Genomic DNA, 20,637 nt, shown 5'->3' on the forward strand with positions numbered 1-20,637 from the left:
CGACAGGACAAACCCGTCATGAAAACTTCGCTCATCATCGGTGCTTCGCGCGGCATCGGCATGGAATTCGCACGGCAGTATCGCGAGGACGGCTGGCGAGTGTTTGCCACGGCGCGCGACGACAATGGACTGGCGGCCCTGCGCGAACTCGGCGCCGAACCGCTCAAGCTCGACGTCACGCGCGTCGAGTCGCTCTCCGGCCTGTCGTGGCAGCTCGACGGCGTGGAACTGGACGTCGCCGTCTACAACGCAGGCGTGAACTCGGACCGCACAGCGGGCCTTGCGCCGATCACGAAGGAAGCCTTCGACCGCGTGTTCCACACGAACGTGCTCGGCGCCATGCAAACCGCACCGCTCGTCTTGCCGTTCGTCGAAGCCGCTGGCGGCACGTTCGGCTTTCTCTCGAGCCGCATGGGCAGCGTTGCGCTGATGGAGTCGAACGGAAGTTGGCTCTACCGCGCGAGCAAGGCTGCCGTGAATTCGGTGGTCAAGGCCGTATCGCTCGAAGCCCAGCGCGCCACATGCGTTGCGATGCATCCGGGCTGGGTGCGCACGGACATGGGCGGCGAGGACGCCGACATCGACGTGCAGACAAGCGTGGCCGGCATGCGCCGTGTGTTCGCCCGAGCGCCGCGCGAGCGCGCAACGCACAACGGCGGGTTCTTCAATTACGACGGCAACGCGCTCACGTGGTAGCCACGGGGTCATGCGGGCCGCAGGCGTGAGCCATCCCCTCAGGAACGGCGCACGAGACGAGACAAGTGGCGACGGGGCAGAAATCGCCCGGCGTCAGACGGAATAACAAGCAGTCGCACAAGCTGTTGCCACGCCGCCGTATCTTTTGATTCGCGGGCCAGACACGTCACTCGGAAACGGAGCCAACATGACGTCCGCCATCGATTTTTATTTCGACTTCGCATCCCCTTATGGGTATTTTGCGAGTACCCGCATCGACGACATCGCCGCGAAAAACGGACGCGGTGTCGCGTGGCACCCGATCCTGCTCGACATCGTCTACAAGGTGAACGGCACGGGAGCGCCGGTGCAGCATCCCATCAAGACCGAGTACCTGCGACACGACGTGGAGCGCACCGCGCGCTTTCACGGCATTGCATACAAGCGCCCGACGCACTTCCCGATCCCAACGCAAGCCGCCGAGCGCGCCGTGCTGTGGGTACAGGATCATCGCGGCGGCGACCTGTCTGCGGAGTTCGCGAAATCGATCTTCCAGGCGCTCTACGTCGACGACGTGAACATCGGCGACCCGGGCGAACTCGTGCGTCTGGGCGAGGCGCTGGGCATCGATGGTGCGGCGCTCGATGCCGGTATGCACTCCCCCGCCGCCAAGGATCACCTCAAGGCCGAAATCGATCTGGCCATGGCGCGGGGCGTCTTCGGCTCGCCCTTTGTGATCGTGGACGGCGAACCGTTCTGGGGCTTCGATCGCTTCTCGCAGGTCGAGGCCTGTCTGAAGCAAGGCAAAATCTGACAACAAGGCAAGACACACGATGGCAAGACCCCAACCGTCGCGCAGCACCCCGACGCCGGCCCCCGATCGCGAAGCCTGCCCTTGCGGCGGACTCGCGTTCGACGACTGCTGCGGGCGCTATCTGGAGCGCGGTGACATTCCCCCCACGGCCGAAGCGCTGATGCGCTCGCGCTACACGGCGTTCGTGCGTCACAACGCGCCGTACCTGCTCGACACGTGGGCGGCACGCACACGTCCCGCCACGCTCGACTTCGACGACGCACCGCAGTGGCTCGACCTTCAGGTCAAGACGCATCGGCAAAGCGACGACACCCACGCCGAAGTCGAATTCGTCGCCCGCTACAAGGTCGGCGGACGCGCCCACCGCTTGCACGAGCGCAGCCGCTTCGAGCGCTCCGGCGACGGCCGCTGGCGCTATATCGACGGCGACCTGTTCGACTGAACTCGCGCCAGCGCACGTACAGAAAACGAATTCAACGACAACTCACTCTCCACCGGATTTCGTCACATGCCGATTCTCGAAAGCAAACTCAACCCGCGCGGCGAAGATTTTGCACGCAACGCGGCCACGATGCAGACCCTGGTCGACGACCTGCGCGAACGGGTAGCGCAACTGGCCGGTGGCGGCGGTGAGGCCGCACGTAAGAAGCACGTAGGGCGCGGCAAGCTGCTGCCGCGCGAGCGTGTGCAGCAGTTGCTCGATCCGGGCTCGCCGTTTCTCGAACTCTCGCAACTCGCCGCCATCGGTATGTATCACGACGATGCGCCGGGTGCGGGCATCATCACCGGTATCGGACGCGTCTCGGGTCAGGAATGCGTCATCGTCTGCAACGACGCCACGGTCAAAGGCGGCACCTACTACCCGATGACGGTCAAGAAGCATCTGCGCGCGCAAGAGATCGCCGAGCAGAACCATCTGCCGTGCATCTACCTCGTCGACTCGGGCGGCGCCAATCTGCCGAATCAGGACGACGTCTTCCCCGACCGCGATCACTTCGGCCGCATCTTCTACAACCAGGCGCAGATGTCCGCGCAGGGCATTCCGCAGATCGCCGTGGTGATGGGCTCGTGCACGGCCGGTGGCGCCTACGTGCCCGCGATGAGCGACGAATCGATCATCGTCAAGGAACAGGGCACGATCTTTCTCGGTGGTCCTCCCCTGGTCAAAGCGGCGACGGGCGAGGTCGTCAGCGCCGAAGACCTCGGCGGGGCCGACGTCCATACCCGGCTGTCGGGCGTGGTGGATCACTTCGCGCAGAACGACGCGCACGCGCTCGCCATCGCCCGCAGCATCGCCGCCAACCTCAATCGTCAGAAGCCGGCCACGGTCACGGTCAAGCCGCCTGTCGAGCCGAAGTACGACGCCCGCGAACTGTATGGCGTGATTCCGTCCGACACGAAGAAGCCGTTCGACGTGCGCGAAGTGATCGCACGTATGGTCGACGGCTCCGAATTCGACGAGTTCAAGGCGCGTTACGGCACCACCCTCGTGTGCGGCTTCGCGCATCTGTGGGGCTATCCGGTCGGCATCGTGGCGAACAACGGCATTCTGTTCTCGGAGTCGGCGCAAAAGGGGGCGCACTTCATCGAGTTGTGCTGCCAGCGCAAGATCCCGCTGATCTTCCTGCAGAACATCACGGGCTTCATGGTCGGCCGCAAGTACGAAAACGAAGGCATTGCGAAGCACGGCACCAAGATGGTGACGGCTGTCGCCACCGCGAACGTGCCGAAGTTCACCGTCATCATCGGCGGCTCGTTCGGCGCCGGTAACTACGGCATGTGCGGTCGCGCGTACTCGCCGCGTTTCCTGTGGATGTGGCCCAACGCCCGCATCTCGGTGATGGGCGGCGAGCAAGCCGCGTCGGTGCTGGCCACGGTCAAGCGCGACGGCATCGAAGCCAAGGGCGGTCAGTGGAGCGCGGAGGAAGAAGATGCCTTCAAGCAACCAATCCGCGATCAGTACGAACGTCAGGGACATCCGTACTACGCGAGCGCTCGCCTGTGGGACGACGGCGTGATCGATCCGGCGGATACGCGCACCGTGCTCGGACTGGGACTGTCGGCGGCATTGAATGCACCGATTCCCGAAACACGCTTCGGCCTGTTCCGCATGTAACCGCCCGCACCGGTCCTTCGAGGAATTCCCAATCATGAATCTCGCCACGCTAAAACTCAGCGTCGATGCCCACGTCGCCACGATCACGCTCAATCGACCGGACGTGCGTAACGCCTTCAACGAAACGGTCATCGAGGAATTGACGGGTGCGTTTCGCGCGCTCGCCACGAACGACGATGTGCGCGTCGTCGTGCTCGCGGCGGAAGGTGTCGCGTTCTGCGCTGGCGCCGACCTGAACTGGATGAAGAAGATGGCCGGTTACTCGGACGCCGAGAACCGCGCCGACGCGATGACGCTCGCCGTCATGCTGAACACCATCTACCACTGCCCGAAGCCGGTGATCGCCCGCGTGCAGGGCGACACTTACGCCGGTGGCGTGGGTCTCGCGGCCGTGGCCGATATCGTCGTCGCCGTCGACACCGCGCACTTCTGCCTGTCGGAAGCGAAGCTGGGTTTGATGCCGGCCACGATCGGCCCCTATGTCATTCGCGCGCTCGGCGAGGCTGCCTCGCGCCGCTACTTCCTCACCGCCGAGCGCTTCACTGCGTCCACGGCGCAACGGCACGGCCTCGTGCACGAAGTCGTTACCGCAGACGCGCTCGACAGCACCGTGCAGGCACTCGCCAAGGCGCTGGCCGATAACAGCCCGAACGCCGTGAAGGAGTGCAAACGCCTGGTGCAGGACTTCGCGGGCCGCGCCATCGACGACCACGCCATCGCCGAGACGGCAGACCGTATCGCGACGATCCGCGCATCGGACGAAGGCCGCGAAGGGGTGCGGTCATTCCTTGAAAAGCGTTCGCCGTCGTGGCGCGAGGTGTCCTGAGCCCTGCGCACGCGCCAACACGCATCATCGGTTACAAATTTTTTTGAGGAGGGCTGACGGCGGAGATGCCGCAACGTTATCGGCGGGTTTTACGAATTTATCGATAACGTCTTGCTACAGTACGCAAACCAGCGATTTTTTGCGCCAATTCCGCCTATTGCCCTGCCAAAACGCTTTGCCTACCATGCGCCCATCCCCCACCTCCGGCCCCGTGCGGAAGCGCCCAGTGCGACGCCCGCCACCGGCCAGCCGGACGAACGACGCACGCCGCCGTGCGAGTGTCGTTCGTCGCGGCCAACCAAGGAGTCAATGATGGACGCCTTCACGCGCCCCCCCGCCGGTCCCAGCGATCTCGCCGCGCGCAGTCTGCGGCAGGTCTGGCACCCCTGCACGCAGATGAAGCAACAGGCAAAGCTGCCCCTCGTCGCACTGTCTCACGGCGCAGGCCCCTGGCTCGTCGATACCGACGGCGAGCGCTATCTCGACGCCATCAGTTCCTGGTGGGTCAACCTCTTCGGTCACGCGAATCCACGCATCAACGCGGCGCTCGTCGATCAGCTCGGCCGCCTCGAGCACGCCATGCTCGCAGGCTTCACGCACGAGCCGGTCGTCGCGCTGGCCGAACGCCTGTCTGCGCTCACGGGCGGCGTGCTGGGCCATGCCTTCTTCGCCTCCGATGGCGCGTCTGCCGTCGAGATCGCCCTCAAGATGAGCTTTCACGCGTGGCGCAATCAAGGCCACAGCGACAAGCGCGAATTCGTGTGCGTGCGCAACGGCTATCACGGCGAAACGCTGGGTGCGCTCGCCGTCACCGACGTCGCGCTGTTCCGCGATGCCTACGACCCGCTGCTGCGTCACGCCCATGTGGTGGCCTCGCCCGATGCGCGTCTCGCGCGCGATGGCGAAACGCCGGTCGACGTAGCACGCCGTGCTGCGGCCGAACTCGACACGTTGCTCACCCAGCGCGAGGGGCGCGTCGCCGCCGTCATCGTCGAGCCGCTCGTGCAATGCGCGGCCGGCATGGCGATGCACGATCCCGAGTACCTGCGGCTCGTGCGTGCGCTGTGCGACCGGCATGGCACGCATCTGATCGCCGACGAAATCGCCGTCGGATGCGGACGCACCGGCACCTTCTTCGCGAGCGAGCAGGCAGGTGTCTGGCCCGACCTGCTTACGCTGTCCAAAGGGATCAGCGGCGGCTATCTGCCCCTCTCGCTCGTGCTCTCGCGCGATGAGATCTACAACGCCTTCTACGACGACGACACCGCGCGCGGCTTCCTGCACTCGCACTCGTACACCGGCAATCCGCTGGCGTGCCGCGCCGCGCTCGCTACGCTCGACATCTTTGCCGACGACGACGTCCTCGCGCGCAACGCCGCTCGCGCCGCCCGTCTCACGAAGGCGCTCGCGCCATTGGCGGACGATCCGCGCGCGCGGCATTTCCGCCATCGCGGCATGATCTGGGCGTTCGACGCGGTGTTGCCGAAGGCATCTGACGCCGCTGGCGCCTTCGCTAAGCGCTTCTACACCGAAGCCCGCGCACGCGGTGTGCTGCTGCGCCCCATCGGCGCCACGGTCTATCTGATGCCCCCGTATGTGCTAGACGACGGCATCGTCGACTGGCTCGCGCAACAAACGCTCGCGGCGTTCGACGCCACGATGACGCACAGCGTGGAGGTGTCGGCATGACGTCCCATCCCTTGCTCGCCCGCCTCGACGCCGAACTCGCGGAGATCGACCGCGCGCACTTGCGCCGCCGTCACCGCGTGGTCTCCACGCCATGCCAGCCGCACGTGCGGGCCGATGGCCGCGATGTCCTCGCGTTCGCCAGCAACGACTATCTCGGTCTGGCTGCCCACCCGAAGGTTGTGGAGGCGCTCATCGAAGGCGCTCGCCGCTATGGGGCTGGCAGCGGCGCCTCGCACCTCATCAGCGGTCATTCGCAGGCCCACGCCGAACTCGAAGACGCGCTCACCGAGTTCATGTCGCCGCATCTGGTCGACGGCCGCGCGCTGTACTTCTGCACCGGCTACATGGCCAATCTGGCGGCGATCTCGGCGCTCGCCGGTAAAGATGCCGAAATCTTCTCCGAGGCCCTGAACCACGCGTCGCTGATCGATGGCGCCCGTCTGTCCCGCGCACGCACGCATGTCTATCCGCACGGTGACGTCGATGCGCTGGCTGCGCTGCTCGCCGCCAGCACGGCCGGGACGAAGGTGATCGTCACCGACGGCGTGTTCTCGATGGACGGCGACATCGCGCCGCTGCCGCAACTGCTCGCGCTTGCCGAACAGCACAACGCGTGGCTCGTTGTGGACGACGCGCACGGCTTCGGCGTCGTGGGGGAAAACGGCCGTGGCGTGTTCGAGCATTTCGATCTGCGCTCGCCCAACCTCGTCATCATCGGCACGCTCGGCAAAGCCGCAGGTGTCGGCGGGGCGTTTGTCGCGGCAAACCATCGTGTCATCGACTGGCTTATCAATCGTGCGCGGCCGTACATCTTCACGACGGCAGCCGCCCCCTCGCAAGCGCACGCACTGCTCACGAGCGTTGCCCTGATTGCGGGCGAGGAAGGCCGCGAGCGCCGCGCCGCGTTGCAGGCCCGTATTGCCCAACTGCGCGATTCGCTCACGCTGCGGCATTGGCGGCATATCGTCTCGCCGACGGCCGTGCAGCCAATCATCCTCGGTGAAAACGCCGCAGCGCTGCACGCGCAGGCGGGCCTTGCCGAGGCCGGGTTGTGGGTGCCTGCCATTCGTCCGCCGACGGTGGCGCCGGGCACGTCGCGCCTGCGTGTGACGCTCAGCGCCGCGCACACCGCGCACGACGTCGCACGGCTGGCCACCGCCATCAACCAACTCGACCGAGACTGGACGGAGCACGCGCATGGATGATCGAACCCCTAGTGCTTGTAATGCTTGCGTCGAGACGCCGGCCGAACGAGCGACGCCTGCCCGCCATGCGTTTTTCGTCACCGGCACCGACACCGAAATCGGCAAGACGCTCGTTTCGTCGGCACTGCTGCACGCAGCGGCGCGTCGCGGACTGGTGTGCGCCGGACTGAAGTCGGTGGCGGCGGGCGCCTTCGAGCACAACGGGCGCTTCGTCAACGACGACGTCGAGCAGTTGCATCGGGCAAGCACGCTGAAGCTGCCGGACGACTGGTACTGCCCGTACGTTCTCAAGGACGCCACTGCGCCTCACATCGCGGCCGCCGCCGAAGGTATTGCGCTCGATTGCAGTGTGATCCGGGCAGGCTACGCGCGTGTGGCCGCGCGCGCCGATCTGGTGATCGTCGAGGGTGTGGGCGGTTTTCGCGTGCCGCTCGGCCCCGACGCCAGTGCACCGGACACGGCCGATCTGGCGCGGCAACTCGGCCTGCCGGTGATCCTCGTCGTCGGCCTGCGGCTGGGCTGTATCAGCCACGCGCTGCTCACCGCCGAAGCCATTGCCTCGCGCGGTCTGACGCTCGCGGGCTGGGTCGCCAATCACGTCGATCCCAATATGCGCCATGCGGAGGCGAACGTCGATGCGATTGCCACGCGCCTGAGCGCGCCGCTGCTCGGACGCGTGCCGCATCTGCCACACCCCGATGCCGCGACGGCGTCCGGCTATCTGGACATTGCCCCGCTGGTCGACTCGACATTGCCGCGTGCGGTTGAGGCGTCACTAACGACGCGCCCGCACACGGCCCCCTGAGCGCGCGGCCACCCATCGCGCGACACCCCTCACACAGAATTCAAGGAATCACACTATGCAAGTTCACGCCCACACCGCCGCTCACGGACACGACGAAGCACTGCGCCGCAACGACAAGCCCTGGACCGTCGCCGAGATCGAAGCGCTCTTCGCGCTGCCATTCAACGATCTGATCTTCCGTGCGCAGCAGGTGCATCGCGACCATTTCGACGCCAACGCCGTGCAGCTCTCGACGCTGCTCTCGATCAAGACCGGCGGCTGCCCGGAAGACTGCTCCTATTGCCCGCAATCGGCCCGTTACGACACGGGCGTGGAGGCTGAGAAGCTCATGCCGGTGGAGGAAGTCGTCGCCGCCGCGCAGCGCGCCAAGGACGCGGGCGCGACGCGCTTCTGCATGGGCGCCGCATGGCGCAGCCCGAAACCGCATCAGGTCGACGCCGTGGGCGAGATGGTGCGCAGCGTCAAGGCGCTGGGTCTCGAGACGTGCGTCACGCTCGGCATGCTGCGTGACGGGCAGGCCGAACAGTTGCGCGAGGCCGGTCTCGATTACTACAACCACAATCTCGATACGTCGCCCGAGTTCTACGGTCAGATCATCACCACGCGCACCTATCAGGATCGTCTGGACACGCTCGCCCGCGTACGCGACGCCGGGCTGAAAGTCTGCTGCGGCGGCATCGTCGGTCTGGGTGAAACGCGCCGCGAGCGCGCCGGTCTCATCGCGCAACTGGCCAACATGTCGCCGTATCCCGAGTCAGTGCCCATCAACAACCTGATGAAGGTCGAGGGCACGCCGCTCGAACACAACGAGAATGTCGATCCGTTCGATTTCGTGCGCATGATCGCCGTGGCGCGCATCACGATGCCGCGCGCGATGGTGCGTCTGTCGGCTGGCCGCGAAATGATGGACGACGCACTGCAATCGCTGTGCTTCCTCGCCGGCGCCAACTCGATGTTCTACGGCGAGAAACTGCTCGTGACGCAGAACCCGCAGGCCGAGCATGACCGTGCGTTGCTCGCGCGCCTCGGCATGCGCACGTCGACCGAGGAAAAGCTTGGCGCCGGGAACGCGGGCGAGTGCGATGGCCTTACGGCCTGCGCGACTCACTGAGCCCGTTCGGCAGGCGGCGAGACTGACGACTGGCGTGAAAGGATGTGTTGACGCGTTGAGCGACGCGACGGCTGAGAGATCGCAAGAGACGATCCGCCGTCGCGGCGAAGTTGGATAGCAAAGAGAATGGTGCAAGTGCAGTGGCCCGTCGTCACAAGCGAAGGTGCCATGCGCCACGCGCCACCCAAATCGATCGTTTTCCGGAGGCAATATGTTCGACAAGATCCTCATCGCCAACCGCGGCGAAATCGCCTGTCGCGTCGCGGCAACGGCTGCACGGCTGGGCATTCGCACGGTAGCCGTCTATTCCGACGCCGACGCCCACGCCAAGCACGTTGCCGTGTGCGACGAAGCGGTGCACGTCGGCGGGGCCGCCGCGCGCGACAGCTACCTGCGCATCGACGCCATCATCGACGCCGCCAAAGCCACCGGCGCACAGGCCATCCACCCCGGCTACGGCTTCCTGTCGGAGAACGAGGCGTTCGCCGCCGCGTGCCACGAGGCCGGCATCGTCTTCATCGGCCCGCCGGTCGGCGCCATCCGCGCCATGGGCAGCAAGAGCGCCGCCAAGACGCTCATGGAAGGCGCCGCCGTGCCGCTGGTGCCCGGCTATCACGGCGACAATCAGGACGCCGCCTTCCTGCACGCACGCGCCGACGACATCGGCTACCCCGTGCTGCTCAAGGCCAGCGCGGGCGGCGGCGGCAAGGGCATGCGTGTCGTAGAGCGCAGCGAGGATTTCCGCGCCGCACTGGCGTCGTGCCAGCGCGAAGCGGCGAGCAGCTTCGGCGACGAGCGCGTGCTCGTGGAGAAGTATCTGACGCGTCCGCGTCACATCGAGATTCAGGTGTTCGCCGACACGCACGGCAATTGCGTCTATCTGTTCGAGCGCGACTGCTCGGTGCAACGCCGTCATCAGAAAGTGCTGGAGGAGGCGCCCGCACCGGGCATGACCGGTGAGCGCCGCCGCTCGATGGGCGAAGCCGCTTGCAACGCCGCGCGCGCCGTGGGCTATGTCGGCGCAGGCACGGTCGAGTTCATCGCCAATCAGGACGGCTCGTTCTACTTCATGGAGATGAACACGCGTCTGCAAGTCGAGCACCCGGTCACGGAAATGATCACCGGCCTCGATCTGGTGGAATGGCAATTGCGCGTCGCCGCAGGCGAAGTGTTGCCGCGCAAGCAGGACGAGTTGCGCATTCACGGCCATGCGCTCGAAGCGCGCATCTACGCCGAGAATCCGGACAACAACTTCCTGCCGTCGACAGGCACACTGTCCACGCTGCGTCCGCCCGCTGCGGTCCAGTTCGAGATCGGCGGGGCGGCGACACCGGCCGCCGTGCGCATCGACTCGGGCGTGCGCGAAGGCGACACCATCTCGCCGTTCTACGATCCGATGATCGCCAAGCTGATCGTGTGGGGACAAGACCGCGAAGAAGCCCTCGCGCGCATGCGCCGTGCGCTGGGGCAGTACCGCATCGTCGGCGTGCAGACGAACATCGCGTTCCTCTCCCGCCTGGTCGCCAGCGAGCCGTTCGCCGGCGCCGATCTCGACACCGGGCTGATCGAGCGCCACCGCGACACGTTGTTCCCGGCCGCCGCCCCGGTGCCGGCAACCACGCTGGCGTTGGCCGTTGCCGCACAGCTCAGCCGCGAAACCGTGATCGGACGCCGCAAGTATCAAGACAGCATCGATCATCACTCGCCGTGGCAACTCGCCACGGGCTGGCGTCTGAACGCCGACTACCGGCGCACGCTATCGTTCGATCACGGCGAGACACGTCTCGACGTTGTGCTCACGAGCGGCCCGCAGGCCAGCACCCTGACGGTCGACGGGCAGACCTATCCGTATCGGTACACCCACGACGGCGGCGTGTACCGCGTGACGCTCGGCGAGCGGCGCGTGCAGGGTCACGTCGACTTCGAGCAGCAAACCGCGCACGTCTTCGCCGATGGTCTGTCATGGACCCTGCGTTGGCATGATCCGCTCGCGCAGGCCGGAGCCCACGAAGGAGGCGAAGGCCGGTTGACGGCACCGATGCCGGGCAAGGTCATCGCGGTGCTCGCGCAGGCCGGCACCAAGGTCGAGAAGGGGGCGCCGCTGCTCGTGATGGAGGCGATGAAGATGGAACACACCATCAGCGCGCCGGCGGACGGGGAGATCGAAGAAGTGCTTTACGTGGTCGGCGATCAGGTGCCGGAAGGCGCGCAGTTGCTGGCGTTCAAGCGGTAGGCGGCAGGCGGTCTGCTGGTGGACTTCAGCCGCAGACCGCACGCGCATCGCACTACGTCAGTCATCGATCGGCGCGAAGCCGATGGTGTGTGTTCGCGCGTCAGGGTTGTCAGTCAAGGAGTGCCATCCTGAGGGCGCCTCATTGCGCGTCGCTGACGGGTTCGAAATGCACCACCGCGAGCTTGTTGCCATCGAGATCGCGGAAATAGGCGACATACATGCGCGGGTGGTAATCCGGACGCGGCCCGGGAGCGCCTTCGCATTGGCCGCCTTGCGCGATTGCCGCGTCATACGCGGCGTCGACCTGCTGCTTCGATTCCGCATGCAGCGCGATCATGCTGCCGTTGCCGCGTGTGGCCGGTGCGCCGTCGAAGGGCAACGTGACCGTCAACACCACCTCTTCGCTGGGGGCAGCTTTACGCCCGTAGAAGGTTTCGTGCGAGAACGGGGTGGGATGCAAATCGAGGGTGGCCAGCACACGGTTGTAGAAAGCCGTCGCGTTTTCCAGATTGTTGGTACCGAGCGTTGCGTAGCGGATCATGGCGGTTCCTCCAAAAAGGGTAAGCAAGTGGGGGAGTCTATAGCACGAGAACCGCCGTTCGAGGGTGCGCGCCCAAACCACGGGGGAACGCCGCGTTGGCACGATCCGCAGGCGCAGGCCGGTTGACTGCACGGATGCCGGAAGCGGTAACGGCCAGTGAGGCTGCGCGCCGGCATCACGCCGGATCTTGCTCGGCCGCGCCCAGAATCGTCTGACGCCGGAACTGTTCCGGCGTCAGACCCGACTGGCGCGTGAACATCTCGATAAAAGCGGAGGGCGTGGCGTAGCCCAGATCGAACGCAATCGACTTGACGGTACGCCCCGCCTCCAACCCCTCGATGGCGCGCAGAAAACGCATGCGCTGCCGCCACTGCCCCAGCGTCATCCCCAACTCCGCGCAGCAATGGCGCGCCAGCGTGCGCGGCGTCATGGAGACGGTCTCGGCCCACGCTTCGAGCGTGCGGTTATCGCCGGGCTCGCGTTGCAATGCGTCCAGTACACGGACCAGCGACAGTGACCTCGCCTGCGGCAGGAAACGCGGTTCGGCCGGAGCGAGCGCCAACTGATCGATGAGCACGTGCGCGAGACGGCGGTCGGCCTCGGTGCGCGGACACGCCACACCACGCTCGGCGAAATCGGACAGGATGGCCCGTAGCAGGCCGCTGATACGCAGTGTCGCTGCGCTCGACGGAAGCCCTCCGGCGAGTGAGGCGTCGATATACACCGACCGGTAGATCACGGCGTTCGCGTTGAAGCTCGCGTGCGCGGCTTTCGGCGGAATCCACACGGCATATTGCGGCGGCGACAAGAACCGGGCGCCTTCGATCTCCAACTGCATCACGCCGTTCGCCACATAGTTGAGCGTGCCCCAGTCGTGACGATGCGGCACCCACGCCGTCTGCGCGTCGAACTCGTCGTACCGGAAGTACACCGGGTATGGCAGCTTCTTGAAACTCGGCCAGTTGTTGCGGAAGGTCATGGCGATGGCGGGAACGGGCGCGCCCGGCGACGGATGGCATCACGTGCATCTTACCTGTGCCAATCCGTGCGCCGCTCGGGACGCGTTTGCTGCATTTGCTGCGGCAGCTCGGCGGCAGGTCTCCTATGCGTCAACTTGCGTTCGGTGTCATGCTTTCGGACAACGCGGTCGGCACCGGCACGTGGCGCACTTATCTGGCGGCCCTCGTCCTTTGCCCGCTTCCTCCGCGCTGTACCTACATTCCTGGCATCGGGAGAACACATGAATATCGGATTTCTCGGACTCGGCACGATGGGCGCGCCCATGGCCCGCAATCTACTCAAGGCGGGATTCGCACTCCGTGTGTGGAACCGCTCGCGCGGCCCCGTCGACGCACTGACCTCCGCCGGCGCCACGCCTGGCACCACCCCGGCCGATGCCGCTCGCGGGGCGGACGTCCTCATCGCCATGCTGGCCGACGACGACACGTCGCGCGCCGTGCTGTGCGAAGGTGCCGACGGCGGTGCGCTTGCCGCGCTGCCGCATGGCGCCATCGTCGTGAACATGGCGACCGTCTCGCTCGCTTTCGCCCGGGAGATGGTGGCGCGATGCGAGTCGCTCGGCCTGCGCTATCTCGCAGCCCCGGTGCTGGGGCGTGTGACGGTCGCAGAGGCAGGCAAGCTCAACATCCTGGTGGCGGGCGACACGAGCGTCATCGACACCGTTCAACCGGTCTTCGACGTGCTCGGCCAACGCACCTGGCGCTTCGGCGATTCGCCCGAGCGGGCCAACGTCGTGAAGCTCGCCGCGAATCTCATGATCGCCAGCGCCATCGAATCGATGAGTGAAGCGGCTGCGCTCGCGCAAGGGCACGGCGTGACCAGTGCCGACTTCCTCGACATGGTGACCACCACGATCTTCGCCACGCCGGCTTATACGGGTTACGGTGCAGCGATTGCGAAGGAGGTCTTCGAGCCGGCCGGCTTCAAGCTCGCGCTCGGTGCCAAGGATGTTCGCCTTGCATTGCTTGCGGGCGAGGCTGCGAACGTGCCGATGCCGTTCGGCACCGTGCTGCGCGACAACCATCTGGACAGTCTCGCCCACGACGAAGGCCAGCTCGATTGGGCCGCGCTGTCGCGCGTGGCGCTGCGTCGCGCCGGCCTGCCGAAGGCCAAATCCTGATACCCGTAGCGGGGAGGTCTTCGCGCTACCGCTTACTGCGTTATTCAGCGGCAAATATTGAGGAGGGTTCCTAGAAACTTCGGCAGCGGCCCAGAGAAGCGGTCGCTGCCATGGGGATTTTCGTTCATTCGGAATTTTCATAAGGAATCCGAACAGGTGTTAGGAAATATTCTCGGTGTCGATTTCAACCATGCGCAGCAAGGCGCTCGACACCATGACTCAACACCCACATACGCCCACTGGTCTGCGCGCCCTCGCGCTGGCTGCAACCCTTACGCTGCTGTCGCTGCCCGCCAGTGTCAGCGCACAGAGCAACGTCACACTCTACGGCACGATCGATTCTGGCTTCGTGCACGCGAACCACACGAACACTGTCAGCGGTCCGCAATCCCGCTCGATGATCACGAGCAACATTCTCTCCGGCAGCCGCTGGGGGTTGCGCGGCACGGAGCCGCTGGGTCAGGGGCTTTCCGCACTGTTCCAGTTGGAGAGTGGATTCAACGCGGTCAATGGCGAGATGGGCAACGGCGGCCGCGCGTTCGGACGCAAGGCCATCGTCGGTCTGACGAGCACCCAATGGGGTGAAGTCACCATCGGCCGCCAGTACGACCCGGTGGTCAACCTCGTGCAGGGCACGACTGCCGACGGTTACTTCGGCGGCTTCTTCGCCACGCCTGGCGACGTCGACAATTACGACAACGGCGCACGCGTCAACAATTCGATCCGCTACGCCACGCCGAACTTCGGCGGCCTGCAATTCGAAGGCATGTACGCCACGGGCAACGTGGCTGGCAAGGAAGGCGCGGGTCGCACGTATGGCTTCGCGGGTGCCTACAGCAATGGTCCGCTATCGCTCGGCGCAGGCTACTTCTTCGCAGATGGTGGAAGCCGGCAAGTGAGCAACTTCATGCGTTCCGACTTTGGTTATCGCGACTGGACCAGCAGCGCAGGCTCGCTATTCAACTCGCCGATCAACAGCGGCTTCCGTACGGCGAGCAAAGTGCGCATTGCACGCGTCGGCGCGAAATACGCCATCGGCCCGGCGATTCTGGGACTGTCATTCTCGAACGCACAATACGCGAGCGATGGGCTGTCGAATTTCACCGGCACGGCGAAATTCGACACGGTGAACGCCTTCGCAACTTACGCGCTCACGCCGGCGATCAACACGGGTATCGGCTACAGCTATACCCGCTTGCGCGGCGGTCGCAATGTCGGCGCCCATTACAACCAGTTCAACGCCGGCGTGACATATGCGCTGTCCAAACGCACCTCGACCTACGTGATCGGTGGCTACCAGCAAGCCGTCGGCAAGACACTGGATCACGGCCGCGTTGTGGAAGCCAACGCCTCGGTCGGTTCGTACGGCCTGGACGCAGGTGCACGCACGCAATTGCTGGTCGGCATGGGCCTGAAGCACAGCTTCTGATCCATCGCGTCGCCATCGGCCCGAGCACGTTGACGCCTGCGGGTTTGGGCCGATCTTTCCAATGAATTCAGCGATCTCAAATTCAAACGATTGTTTGGACTTTTTTGACTTATTCGTCTAAAAAAATACATTATTTATATTTTAAGGGTTTACCCTATTCGGGAAACTATTTAGAATTCGTCCTCATTGAAGTTCGTTGCGATCGCAACCAGTGATAACCCGCTCTTTGGATTTCCCTTTGAATTCGACGCGCGCCGGTTTTTCAGAGGCTGCAGTCACCAGGGAGAAGTGTCGTGGTTTTCGTCAGTTGGTTGATGTTTGCAACCCTCGCCGTGACGGTCTCGGCAGCGCGTGTGATGCAGTTGTATCGTCGCGCGGCACGCACGGCAGCCGCGACTCACGTCGAGCGCGTGTTGCGATTCCGCCGTAGCCATCGCCATACGCCCTGCCCACGCATTCAGTTCAAGGACGCCGCGTAAATCGGCGTCGCCCGCAGTCCTGCAGTACAGAAAGTCTCGCATCACCGCACCACCCGTTGCCGACATCCGGCAACAGCAGTGCTCGTCGTGAATTCAAGCCGTACCCGCAGTTGCAGTTCGCAGTACTCATGCTGTTTCCGGCGCCTATGCCGTGGCCGGATGGAGAGTCATCCCTCCCTGCTGTTACGAGGCATCGCTCCCACGCGTCAGAGCCTTATCGCCGCCCGCGCTCCAGGCGGCGAGTTGCTCGCCCACAGCCTCGTATTGCCCAGACGTTGTACAAGACAACCCGACGCCCCGGTCAGGTATCGCAGACACCGCCAGAACGGACATCGGCGCCACGATGGCGTCTTTCCGTCCGTTTGACGCGCTCGTCACATTGACCCGATCACAAATCGTCGGATCGCGATCGCCCGCACTATCGCGCGGGCGATCGGCATACGCGCTATCCGCGCGACATGCCCTATGTTTTAAAAATGAGAAGATTGACAGACATGAACACCGACCCAGAGCGCATCACCCTGACGATCACCCTGCACCCGAACGATCTGAAACAGCTTGATAAAGCGTGTCAACGCGTGGGGATGAATCGGGAAGATTTCTGCTTGCTGTCCACGCATCTGGAAGGCGCCCGCGTGCTCAACGGCGAGGGACTGGCTACGCTGGCACGTCCGTTCGGCTTCGCCGCCGCGCTGCCCGCCGCCCTGCGCGGGGCGCTTAACCGCCTTTGCAGGCGCTGATTAGCGTGAGTCGGCGGTGGCGCCCGTGCCGGTGTCATCGCCACGCCCGACTTCGCGCGCCGTCCTGACTGCGCCCTCCGCATCGAGGACAACCATGCCATCGCGTCCCCCGCGTTTCGCCCGATACAGCGCGCGATCGGCGTGCTGAAGCCAGGATTGCGGCGTATCGAAGGTCGTGGAAAACGGCACCAGCCCAATACTCACCGTGCACTCGGCCAACGATAAAGCCTGCGTAGTCTGCATCTGGATCTGCGCCTCGGCCTGTGCGACCCGGGCACGCAGATCGGCAAGCAGGCGGTACATCAGATCCTGCCCCGACACGTCACCGGTGTTCACTAACACCGCGCCGAACTCCTCTCCGCCGTAGCGGCCAACGGCATCGATCTCACGCAGACGTTGACGCAGCAGTCCGGCAAAGCGCCGCAACGCCATGTCGCCCGCGGCATGGCCCAACGTATCGTTGATTCGCTTGAAGTGGTCCAGATCCATCAGCACCAGACATGCCGGTTCTCCCGTGAGCACGCAGTGGGCGTGAATCTCGGCCAGCCGTTGCTCCCACGCGCGGCGGTTAAGCAACCCTGTCAGTCCGTCGTGCCGTGACAGGTACTCCATCTCGCGCGAGCGCTGTGCCAGCTTCTGCGCGAGGTCGTACGTCACCTTCCCCAAGGCAATGGGATACAGAATCAACATCGGCAAGCTGGTGACGACATTGAACGTGTCGGACGCCGGGGCCCATACGAAGCCGAGCGCGGCGATGCCGATCAGCAACCCGGCCACATTCGCGAGCACCCCCTGAAGAAACAGCCGGATGCCTCCGGCACCGATGTTGTCCATCGACATCATCGTCAGTATCACCACGCTCGGTAACAAATTGAATTGCATCGCGGCAACCCAAAAGCCCCCGAATGCGGCATCGATCAACAGATTGGCACGCTCGGCGCGATACGGAACCGGTCGCGACAGCGCCAGCACACAAGCCAGATGCGGCCAGATAAACCCGTTGAAGATCAGCAACGCCCATAGCCAGAGCGGGGTGGACGGCTCGTGCCGATAGAAGACGCCGGCAACGCAGAAAAATCCGATGCCCAGGCCAATCGTTCGCAGACGATAGATACGTCGCACGAAGCGCTTGCCCTTCCCCGCGACGGCCGAGCCGTTAGCGGAGAGGGACGACGCAGTGCGCCGTTGCTCCGAATCGTCGGCGCGCGCCGAGCGGTCTTGCTGACTCACTCTCACCATGCAGCTCCGATCACGTATCACGAAACGCGCACGATGCCTGCGCATCGTGGGCCGGGCACGGCGTGTCGCGTACGCGACCTACGTCTCGCCCCCCCCGGAATGGCTTCATTCTACCCGCGGCTTAGGACAGCTAGCCAATATTGGTCGAACCGGTCTAACCAGCGAGCATCGCCAGGCAGCGACGTCGCGTCCGAAATGCCTTATCGTTTGTCTTAAATTCACTATGTCACTCGCCGCTTTCGGGCGGACAATTCGCAACGTCGTGTGCGTCGACGCGACGCCCCGTGAGCGGTATCGCCCGGCCCCGCGCCTGGATTCCCGCACCGCTTTTTCCGATTGGCCGGCCCGCCGGCACCTGACTCAGACACATGGTCAATTTCATCCTGCCGCTGGCTGCCGTACTGATCTGGTCAGCCAACGTGATCGTCAACAAGCTCGCTGTCGGTCACATCTTCCCCGCCGAGATCGCCTTCCTGCGCTGGTTCGCCGCGTGGCTGCTGCTCACGCCGTTCGCCTTGCCGGCACTGTGGCGCGAACGCCGGGCGTTTCTGCCGCATCTGCCGCAGTACGCAACGCTCGGTGTACTCGGCATGGCGATCTATCAAGGACTCGCCTACTCGGCGGCACACTATACGAGTGCCACGAACATGGGGATCATTCTCGCGTTGCTGCCCCTTGCCACGCTGACACTCGCCGTCATTGTGCTGGGCGACGCGCTTACTGCGGGTGCGCTGGCCGGTGGCTTGCTGTCGATCGGCGGCGTGCTGTTGGTGGTCGGGCACGGTTCCTTGCTGCATCTGGCGGATCATGGCATCGGCATCGGCGACGCGATGATGTTTGCCGCCATGCTCGCCTATGCGATCTATTGTGTACTGCTACGCAAGTGGCAATTGCCGCTCGCACCACTACCATCGCTTTACGCACAGATCCTGTGTGCCGTTGTCGTCCTGCTGCCCTTCTATCTGTTCTCGCAGAAGGCGGGCGTGTCGATGGACAACCTGCCCCAACTGGCCTTCGCCACCCTTCTGGTCTCGATCGCCGCGCCGTTCATCTGGATGATCGGCGTTGCACGTATCGGCCCGCGACGCGCCACGGTCGTCATCAACCTGGTACCGATCTTCGCTGCGCTGATCGCGGCGTTCGGGCTCGGCGAACATCTCGCGGCCTATCACCTCGTGGGCGGCGCACTGATTCTGGCGGGCGTCACACTGGGTGAGCACTGGCATTTGCCGATCCGTAAAGCGCGTGAACCGATTCCGGCGTTGTCCGATGAATTGGGAAGCGTCCGATAAATTTTGCGCTATTAGCGTCGCCGACTCTTTATAGAGGCCCGGCTGTAACGCATGGGGAGGAGAGCGATATAACGTCGCAGGGCGCGGGGGGATTGATTACGCTGTGTGACTCGTCAACGGAGTTCCGCCATGCAAACGAATCCACTCGCGCTGTTCGGAGACCATCTGGCCCGCCTGCGAAAGGCGCGCGGCTGGTCGCAGGAGAAACTTGCTCTCGAGAGCGGTCTGGCACGCTCGTATGTCAGCGGCATCGAGCGCGGCAGGCGCAACGTCGCCCTCGTCAACATCTGTGTGCTCGCCGATACGCTAGGCGTGCCAACGTCGGAGATGCTGCGCTTCGCTCAGGCAGCGTCCGGCGCCGAGGACGGTACCGCGCCGTCCGATCACACACCGGTGCCTCAGATTAGCCGCTTTCTGTGCCGGCTCGAAAACCGCGATCAGGTATGGCTCGCCGAAATCATCCGAAGTCTCAGCGCCCGTCTGAGCCATGCTGCCTCGCCCGGTGGGGCGCGCGCCAGTTCTAACACCCCCGCAGCATCGCCCGCCGCGCGCGACGATCTGGCCGGCGAGGACGAAGACCTCGACAATGCCGACGATACCGACGATGCCGACGATGCCGACGTGGGACGCCCCGCCTTCAGCAGAGTCTCCGAGCGCACCGTCATCGATCGCGGCTTTCCCGCACATCATCACTTCGCCGCACCGAGCGAAGACAGCTACCTTGTCGACGACGACGAGGGTGAGCCTGCCGATACTGCCACGCACGTCCGCGAGCCGGAGCGCGCGTCGTTCGGCGACGCAGAGGCCTCAGGCGAATCCACTGACGCGCACCGATCCGATGCCATCGCGCGTGAGGACTCGCGGCGTTTCCCCAACGGCGATGAAGAGTGAGCGATAGCCGGGCAATGGATTCTTAGGACATAGCGCAAAGTCCCCCGAGTATCGCGGGGGGCATTGCGCGATTGTTCGTCCAGTAAGAGTTACCAAGACCCCTATCGAAAGCGATCACTTCAGCGAGCGTCGGGCATTGCACCGAACAACGTCTCACGGCTTCGTGCCGAACGCCCATACGCCAGTCACCACGAGCATGACAGCAAGTTGATGCCCGCCGCAAACTCGTGCGCAACACCGCGGCATACCACTCGCCGCGTCGACATCGAGTGACATCCCAACGCGGAACCTTTCAGAATCCCCTCATGGCGTGGTTTCGCATGTCCGGTGTCACACTGCGCGGCTCGTGTTGACGGGAGTGCGACAAGATGTATGGCAATGCCTTCACAGCGATACGCAGACTGGCGCCGTC

At 64.6% G+C, this 20,637-nt stretch carries 18 protein-coding genes and 1 pseudogene; 16 read left to right on the forward strand and 3 right to left on the reverse strand.

All coding sequences use genetic code 11. The annotated features are described in order from the left end of the window. Positions 1 to 18 precede the first annotated feature (18 nt). From C266_RS19330 to C266_RS19375, 10 genes and pseudogenes are all read left to right on the forward strand, one after another. The gene (locus tag C266_RS19330) at positions 19 to 696 is read left to right on the forward strand and encodes an SDR family oxidoreductase (protein ID WP_010808391.1); all 678 of its coding nucleotides are present in this window, start codon (positions 19 to 21) and stop codon (positions 694 to 696) included. 187 nt (positions 697 to 883) lie between these two features. After that, positions 884 to 1,489 carry a 2-hydroxychromene-2-carboxylate isomerase gene (locus C266_RS19335; RefSeq protein ID WP_010808390.1) on the forward strand — a complete coding sequence of 202 codons (606 nt, stop codon included), beginning with the start codon at positions 884 to 886 and terminating at the stop codon, positions 1,487 to 1,489. A 19-nt stretch (positions 1,490 to 1,508) separates the two neighbouring features. Next, entirely contained in the window at positions 1,509 to 1,931 is a 423-nt protein-coding gene (locus tag C266_RS19340) for a YchJ family protein (RefSeq protein WP_010808389.1), read from the forward strand. A 66-nt stretch (positions 1,932 to 1,997) separates the two neighbouring features. Then, entirely contained in the window at positions 1,998 to 3,605 is a 1,608-nt protein-coding gene (locus C266_RS19345; RefSeq protein WP_010808388.1) for a carboxyl transferase domain-containing protein, read from the forward strand. A 34-nt stretch (positions 3,606 to 3,639) separates the two neighbouring features. Then, positions 3,640 to 4,431, forward strand: coding sequence for an enoyl-CoA hydratase/isomerase family protein (locus tag C266_RS19350; RefSeq protein WP_010808387.1), 792 nt, complete (start codon positions 3,640 to 3,642; stop codon positions 4,429 to 4,431). Between the two features lie 312 nt (positions 4,432 to 4,743). After that, on the forward strand, positions 4,744 to 6,120 hold the full coding sequence (gene bioA / locus C266_RS19355) for an adenosylmethionine--8-amino-7-oxononanoate transaminase (RefSeq protein WP_010808386.1): 1,377 nt from the start codon (positions 4,744 to 4,746) through the stop codon (positions 6,118 to 6,120). Beyond that, positions 6,117 to 7,325, forward strand: coding sequence for an 8-amino-7-oxononanoate synthase (bioF, locus tag C266_RS19360; RefSeq protein ID WP_010808384.1), 1,209 nt, complete (start codon positions 6,117 to 6,119; stop codon positions 7,323 to 7,325). Before bioA ends, bioF begins: the two co-directional genes overlap by 4 nt. Next, entirely contained in the window at positions 7,318 to 8,130 is an 813-nt protein-coding gene (gene bioD / locus C266_RS19365; RefSeq protein ID WP_010808383.1) for a dethiobiotin synthase, read from the forward strand. Before bioF ends, bioD begins: the two co-directional genes overlap by 8 nt. A gap of 130 nt (positions 8,131 to 8,260) precedes the next feature. Continuing rightward, positions 8,261 to 9,241: pseudogene (gene bioB / locus C266_RS19370) on the forward strand (biotin synthase BioB); the annotation flags it as partial. A gap of 211 nt (positions 9,242 to 9,452) precedes the next feature. After that, positions 9,453 to 11,474 carry an acetyl/propionyl/methylcrotonyl-CoA carboxylase subunit alpha gene (locus C266_RS19375; protein WP_010808381.1) on the forward strand — a complete coding sequence of 674 codons (2,022 nt, stop codon included), beginning with the start codon at positions 9,453 to 9,455 and terminating at the stop codon, positions 11,472 to 11,474. Between the two features lie 139 nt (positions 11,475 to 11,613). Here the strand turns inward: C266_RS19375 and C266_RS19380 are convergent, their stop codons facing one another. Together C266_RS19380 and C266_RS19385 are read right to left on the reverse strand one after the other, a co-directional pair. After that, positions 11,614 to 12,015 (reverse strand): VOC family protein, encoded by a 402-nt coding sequence (locus C266_RS19380; protein WP_010808380.1) that lies wholly within the window; start codon positions 12,013 to 12,015, stop codon positions 11,614 to 11,616. Positions 12,016 to 12,190: 175 nt separating this feature from the next. Beyond that, positions 12,191 to 12,994: a helix-turn-helix domain-containing protein gene (locus C266_RS19385; RefSeq protein ID WP_010808379.1), complete on the reverse strand. Its 804-nt coding sequence runs from the start codon at positions 12,992 to 12,994 to the stop codon at positions 12,191 to 12,193. Positions 12,995 to 13,255: 261 nt separating this feature from the next. Between C266_RS19385 and C266_RS19390 the strand changes: the two genes are divergently transcribed. From C266_RS19390 to C266_RS19405, 4 genes are all read left to right on the forward strand, one after another. Continuing rightward, complete coding sequence (locus C266_RS19390) at positions 13,256 to 14,155, forward strand: NAD(P)-dependent oxidoreductase (protein WP_010808378.1); 900 nt, start codon at positions 13,256 to 13,258, stop codon at positions 14,153 to 14,155. A gap of 214 nt (positions 14,156 to 14,369) precedes the next feature. Next, positions 14,370 to 15,584 (forward strand): porin, encoded by a 1,215-nt coding sequence (locus C266_RS19395; protein ID WP_081636365.1) that lies wholly within the window; start codon positions 14,370 to 14,372, stop codon positions 15,582 to 15,584. Positions 15,585 to 15,877: 293 nt separating this feature from the next. Then, positions 15,878 to 16,063, forward strand: coding sequence for a hypothetical protein (locus C266_RS19400; protein ID WP_010808376.1), 186 nt, complete (start codon positions 15,878 to 15,880; stop codon positions 16,061 to 16,063). A 494-nt stretch (positions 16,064 to 16,557) separates the two neighbouring features. Then, positions 16,558 to 16,803 carry a hypothetical protein gene (locus C266_RS19405; RefSeq protein ID WP_010808375.1) on the forward strand — a complete coding sequence of 82 codons (246 nt, stop codon included), beginning with the start codon at positions 16,558 to 16,560 and terminating at the stop codon, positions 16,801 to 16,803. Here C266_RS19405 and C266_RS19410 read toward each other — a convergent pair whose 3' ends face one another. Then, complete coding sequence (locus tag C266_RS19410) at positions 16,804 to 18,042, reverse strand: diguanylate cyclase (RefSeq protein WP_010808374.1); 1,239 nt, start codon at positions 18,040 to 18,042, stop codon at positions 16,804 to 16,806. 368 nt (positions 18,043 to 18,410) lie between these two features. Here C266_RS19410 and C266_RS19415 point away from each other — a divergent pair, with 368 nt between their 5' ends. Then, positions 18,411 to 19,334 (forward strand): DMT family transporter, encoded by a 924-nt coding sequence (locus tag C266_RS19415; RefSeq protein WP_010808373.1) that lies wholly within the window; start codon positions 18,411 to 18,413, stop codon positions 19,332 to 19,334. A 129-nt stretch (positions 19,335 to 19,463) separates the two neighbouring features. Beyond that, positions 19,464 to 20,225 carry a helix-turn-helix domain-containing protein gene (locus C266_RS28455; protein WP_010808372.1) on the forward strand — a complete coding sequence of 254 codons (762 nt, stop codon included), beginning with the start codon at positions 19,464 to 19,466 and terminating at the stop codon, positions 20,223 to 20,225. The last annotated feature ends 412 nt before the right edge of the window (positions 20,226 to 20,637 follow it).

The organism is Pandoraea sp. SD6-2, assembly GCF_000389825.1.
GTDB classification, from domain to species: domain Bacteria; phylum Pseudomonadota; class Gammaproteobacteria; order Burkholderiales; family Burkholderiaceae; genus Pandoraea; species Pandoraea communis.

Bases quoted from the DNA above. Each gene is read 5' to 3' on its own strand.
- C266_RS19330 (WP_010808391.1), top strand. From the start codon at position 19: ATGAAAACTTCGCTCATCATCGGTGCTTCGCGCGGCATCGGCATGGAA.
- C266_RS19335 (WP_010808390.1), top strand. From the start codon at position 884: ATGACGTCCGCCATCGATTTTTATTTCGACTTCGCATCCCCTTATGGG.
- C266_RS19340 (WP_010808389.1), top strand. From the start codon at position 1,509: ATGGCAAGACCCCAACCGTCGCGCAGCACCCCGACGCCGGCCCCCGAT.
- C266_RS19345 (WP_010808388.1), top strand. From the start codon at position 1,998: ATGCCGATTCTCGAAAGCAAACTCAACCCGCGCGGCGAAGATTTTGCA.
- C266_RS19350 (WP_010808387.1), top strand. From the start codon at position 3,640: ATGAATCTCGCCACGCTAAAACTCAGCGTCGATGCCCACGTCGCCACG.
- bioA (WP_010808386.1), top strand. From the start codon at position 4,744: ATGGACGCCTTCACGCGCCCCCCCGCCGGTCCCAGCGATCTCGCCGCG.
- bioF (WP_010808384.1), top strand. From the start codon at position 6,117: ATGACGTCCCATCCCTTGCTCGCCCGCCTCGACGCCGAACTCGCGGAG.
- bioD (WP_010808383.1), top strand. From the start codon at position 7,318: ATGGATGATCGAACCCCTAGTGCTTGTAATGCTTGCGTCGAGACGCCG.
- C266_RS19375 (WP_010808381.1), top strand. From the start codon at position 9,453: ATGTTCGACAAGATCCTCATCGCCAACCGCGGCGAAATCGCCTGTCGC.
- C266_RS19380 (WP_010808380.1), bottom strand. From the start codon at position 12,015: ATGATCCGCTACGCAACGCTCGGTACCAACAATCTGGAAAACGCGACG.
- C266_RS19385 (WP_010808379.1), bottom strand. From the start codon at position 12,994: ATGACCTTCCGCAACAACTGGCCGAGTTTCAAGAAGCTGCCATACCCG.
- C266_RS19390 (WP_010808378.1), top strand. From the start codon at position 13,256: ATGAATATCGGATTTCTCGGACTCGGCACGATGGGCGCGCCCATGGCC.
- C266_RS19395 (WP_081636365.1), top strand. From the start codon at position 14,370: ATGACTCAACACCCACATACGCCCACTGGTCTGCGCGCCCTCGCGCTG.
- C266_RS19405 (WP_010808375.1), top strand. From the start codon at position 16,558: ATGAACACCGACCCAGAGCGCATCACCCTGACGATCACCCTGCACCCG.
- C266_RS19410 (WP_010808374.1), bottom strand. From the start codon at position 18,042: ATGGTGAGAGTGAGTCAGCAAGACCGCTCGGCGCGCGCCGACGATTCG.
- C266_RS19415 (WP_010808373.1), top strand. From the start codon at position 18,411: ATGGTCAATTTCATCCTGCCGCTGGCTGCCGTACTGATCTGGTCAGCC.
- C266_RS28455 (WP_010808372.1), top strand. From the start codon at position 19,464: ATGCAAACGAATCCACTCGCGCTGTTCGGAGACCATCTGGCCCGCCTG.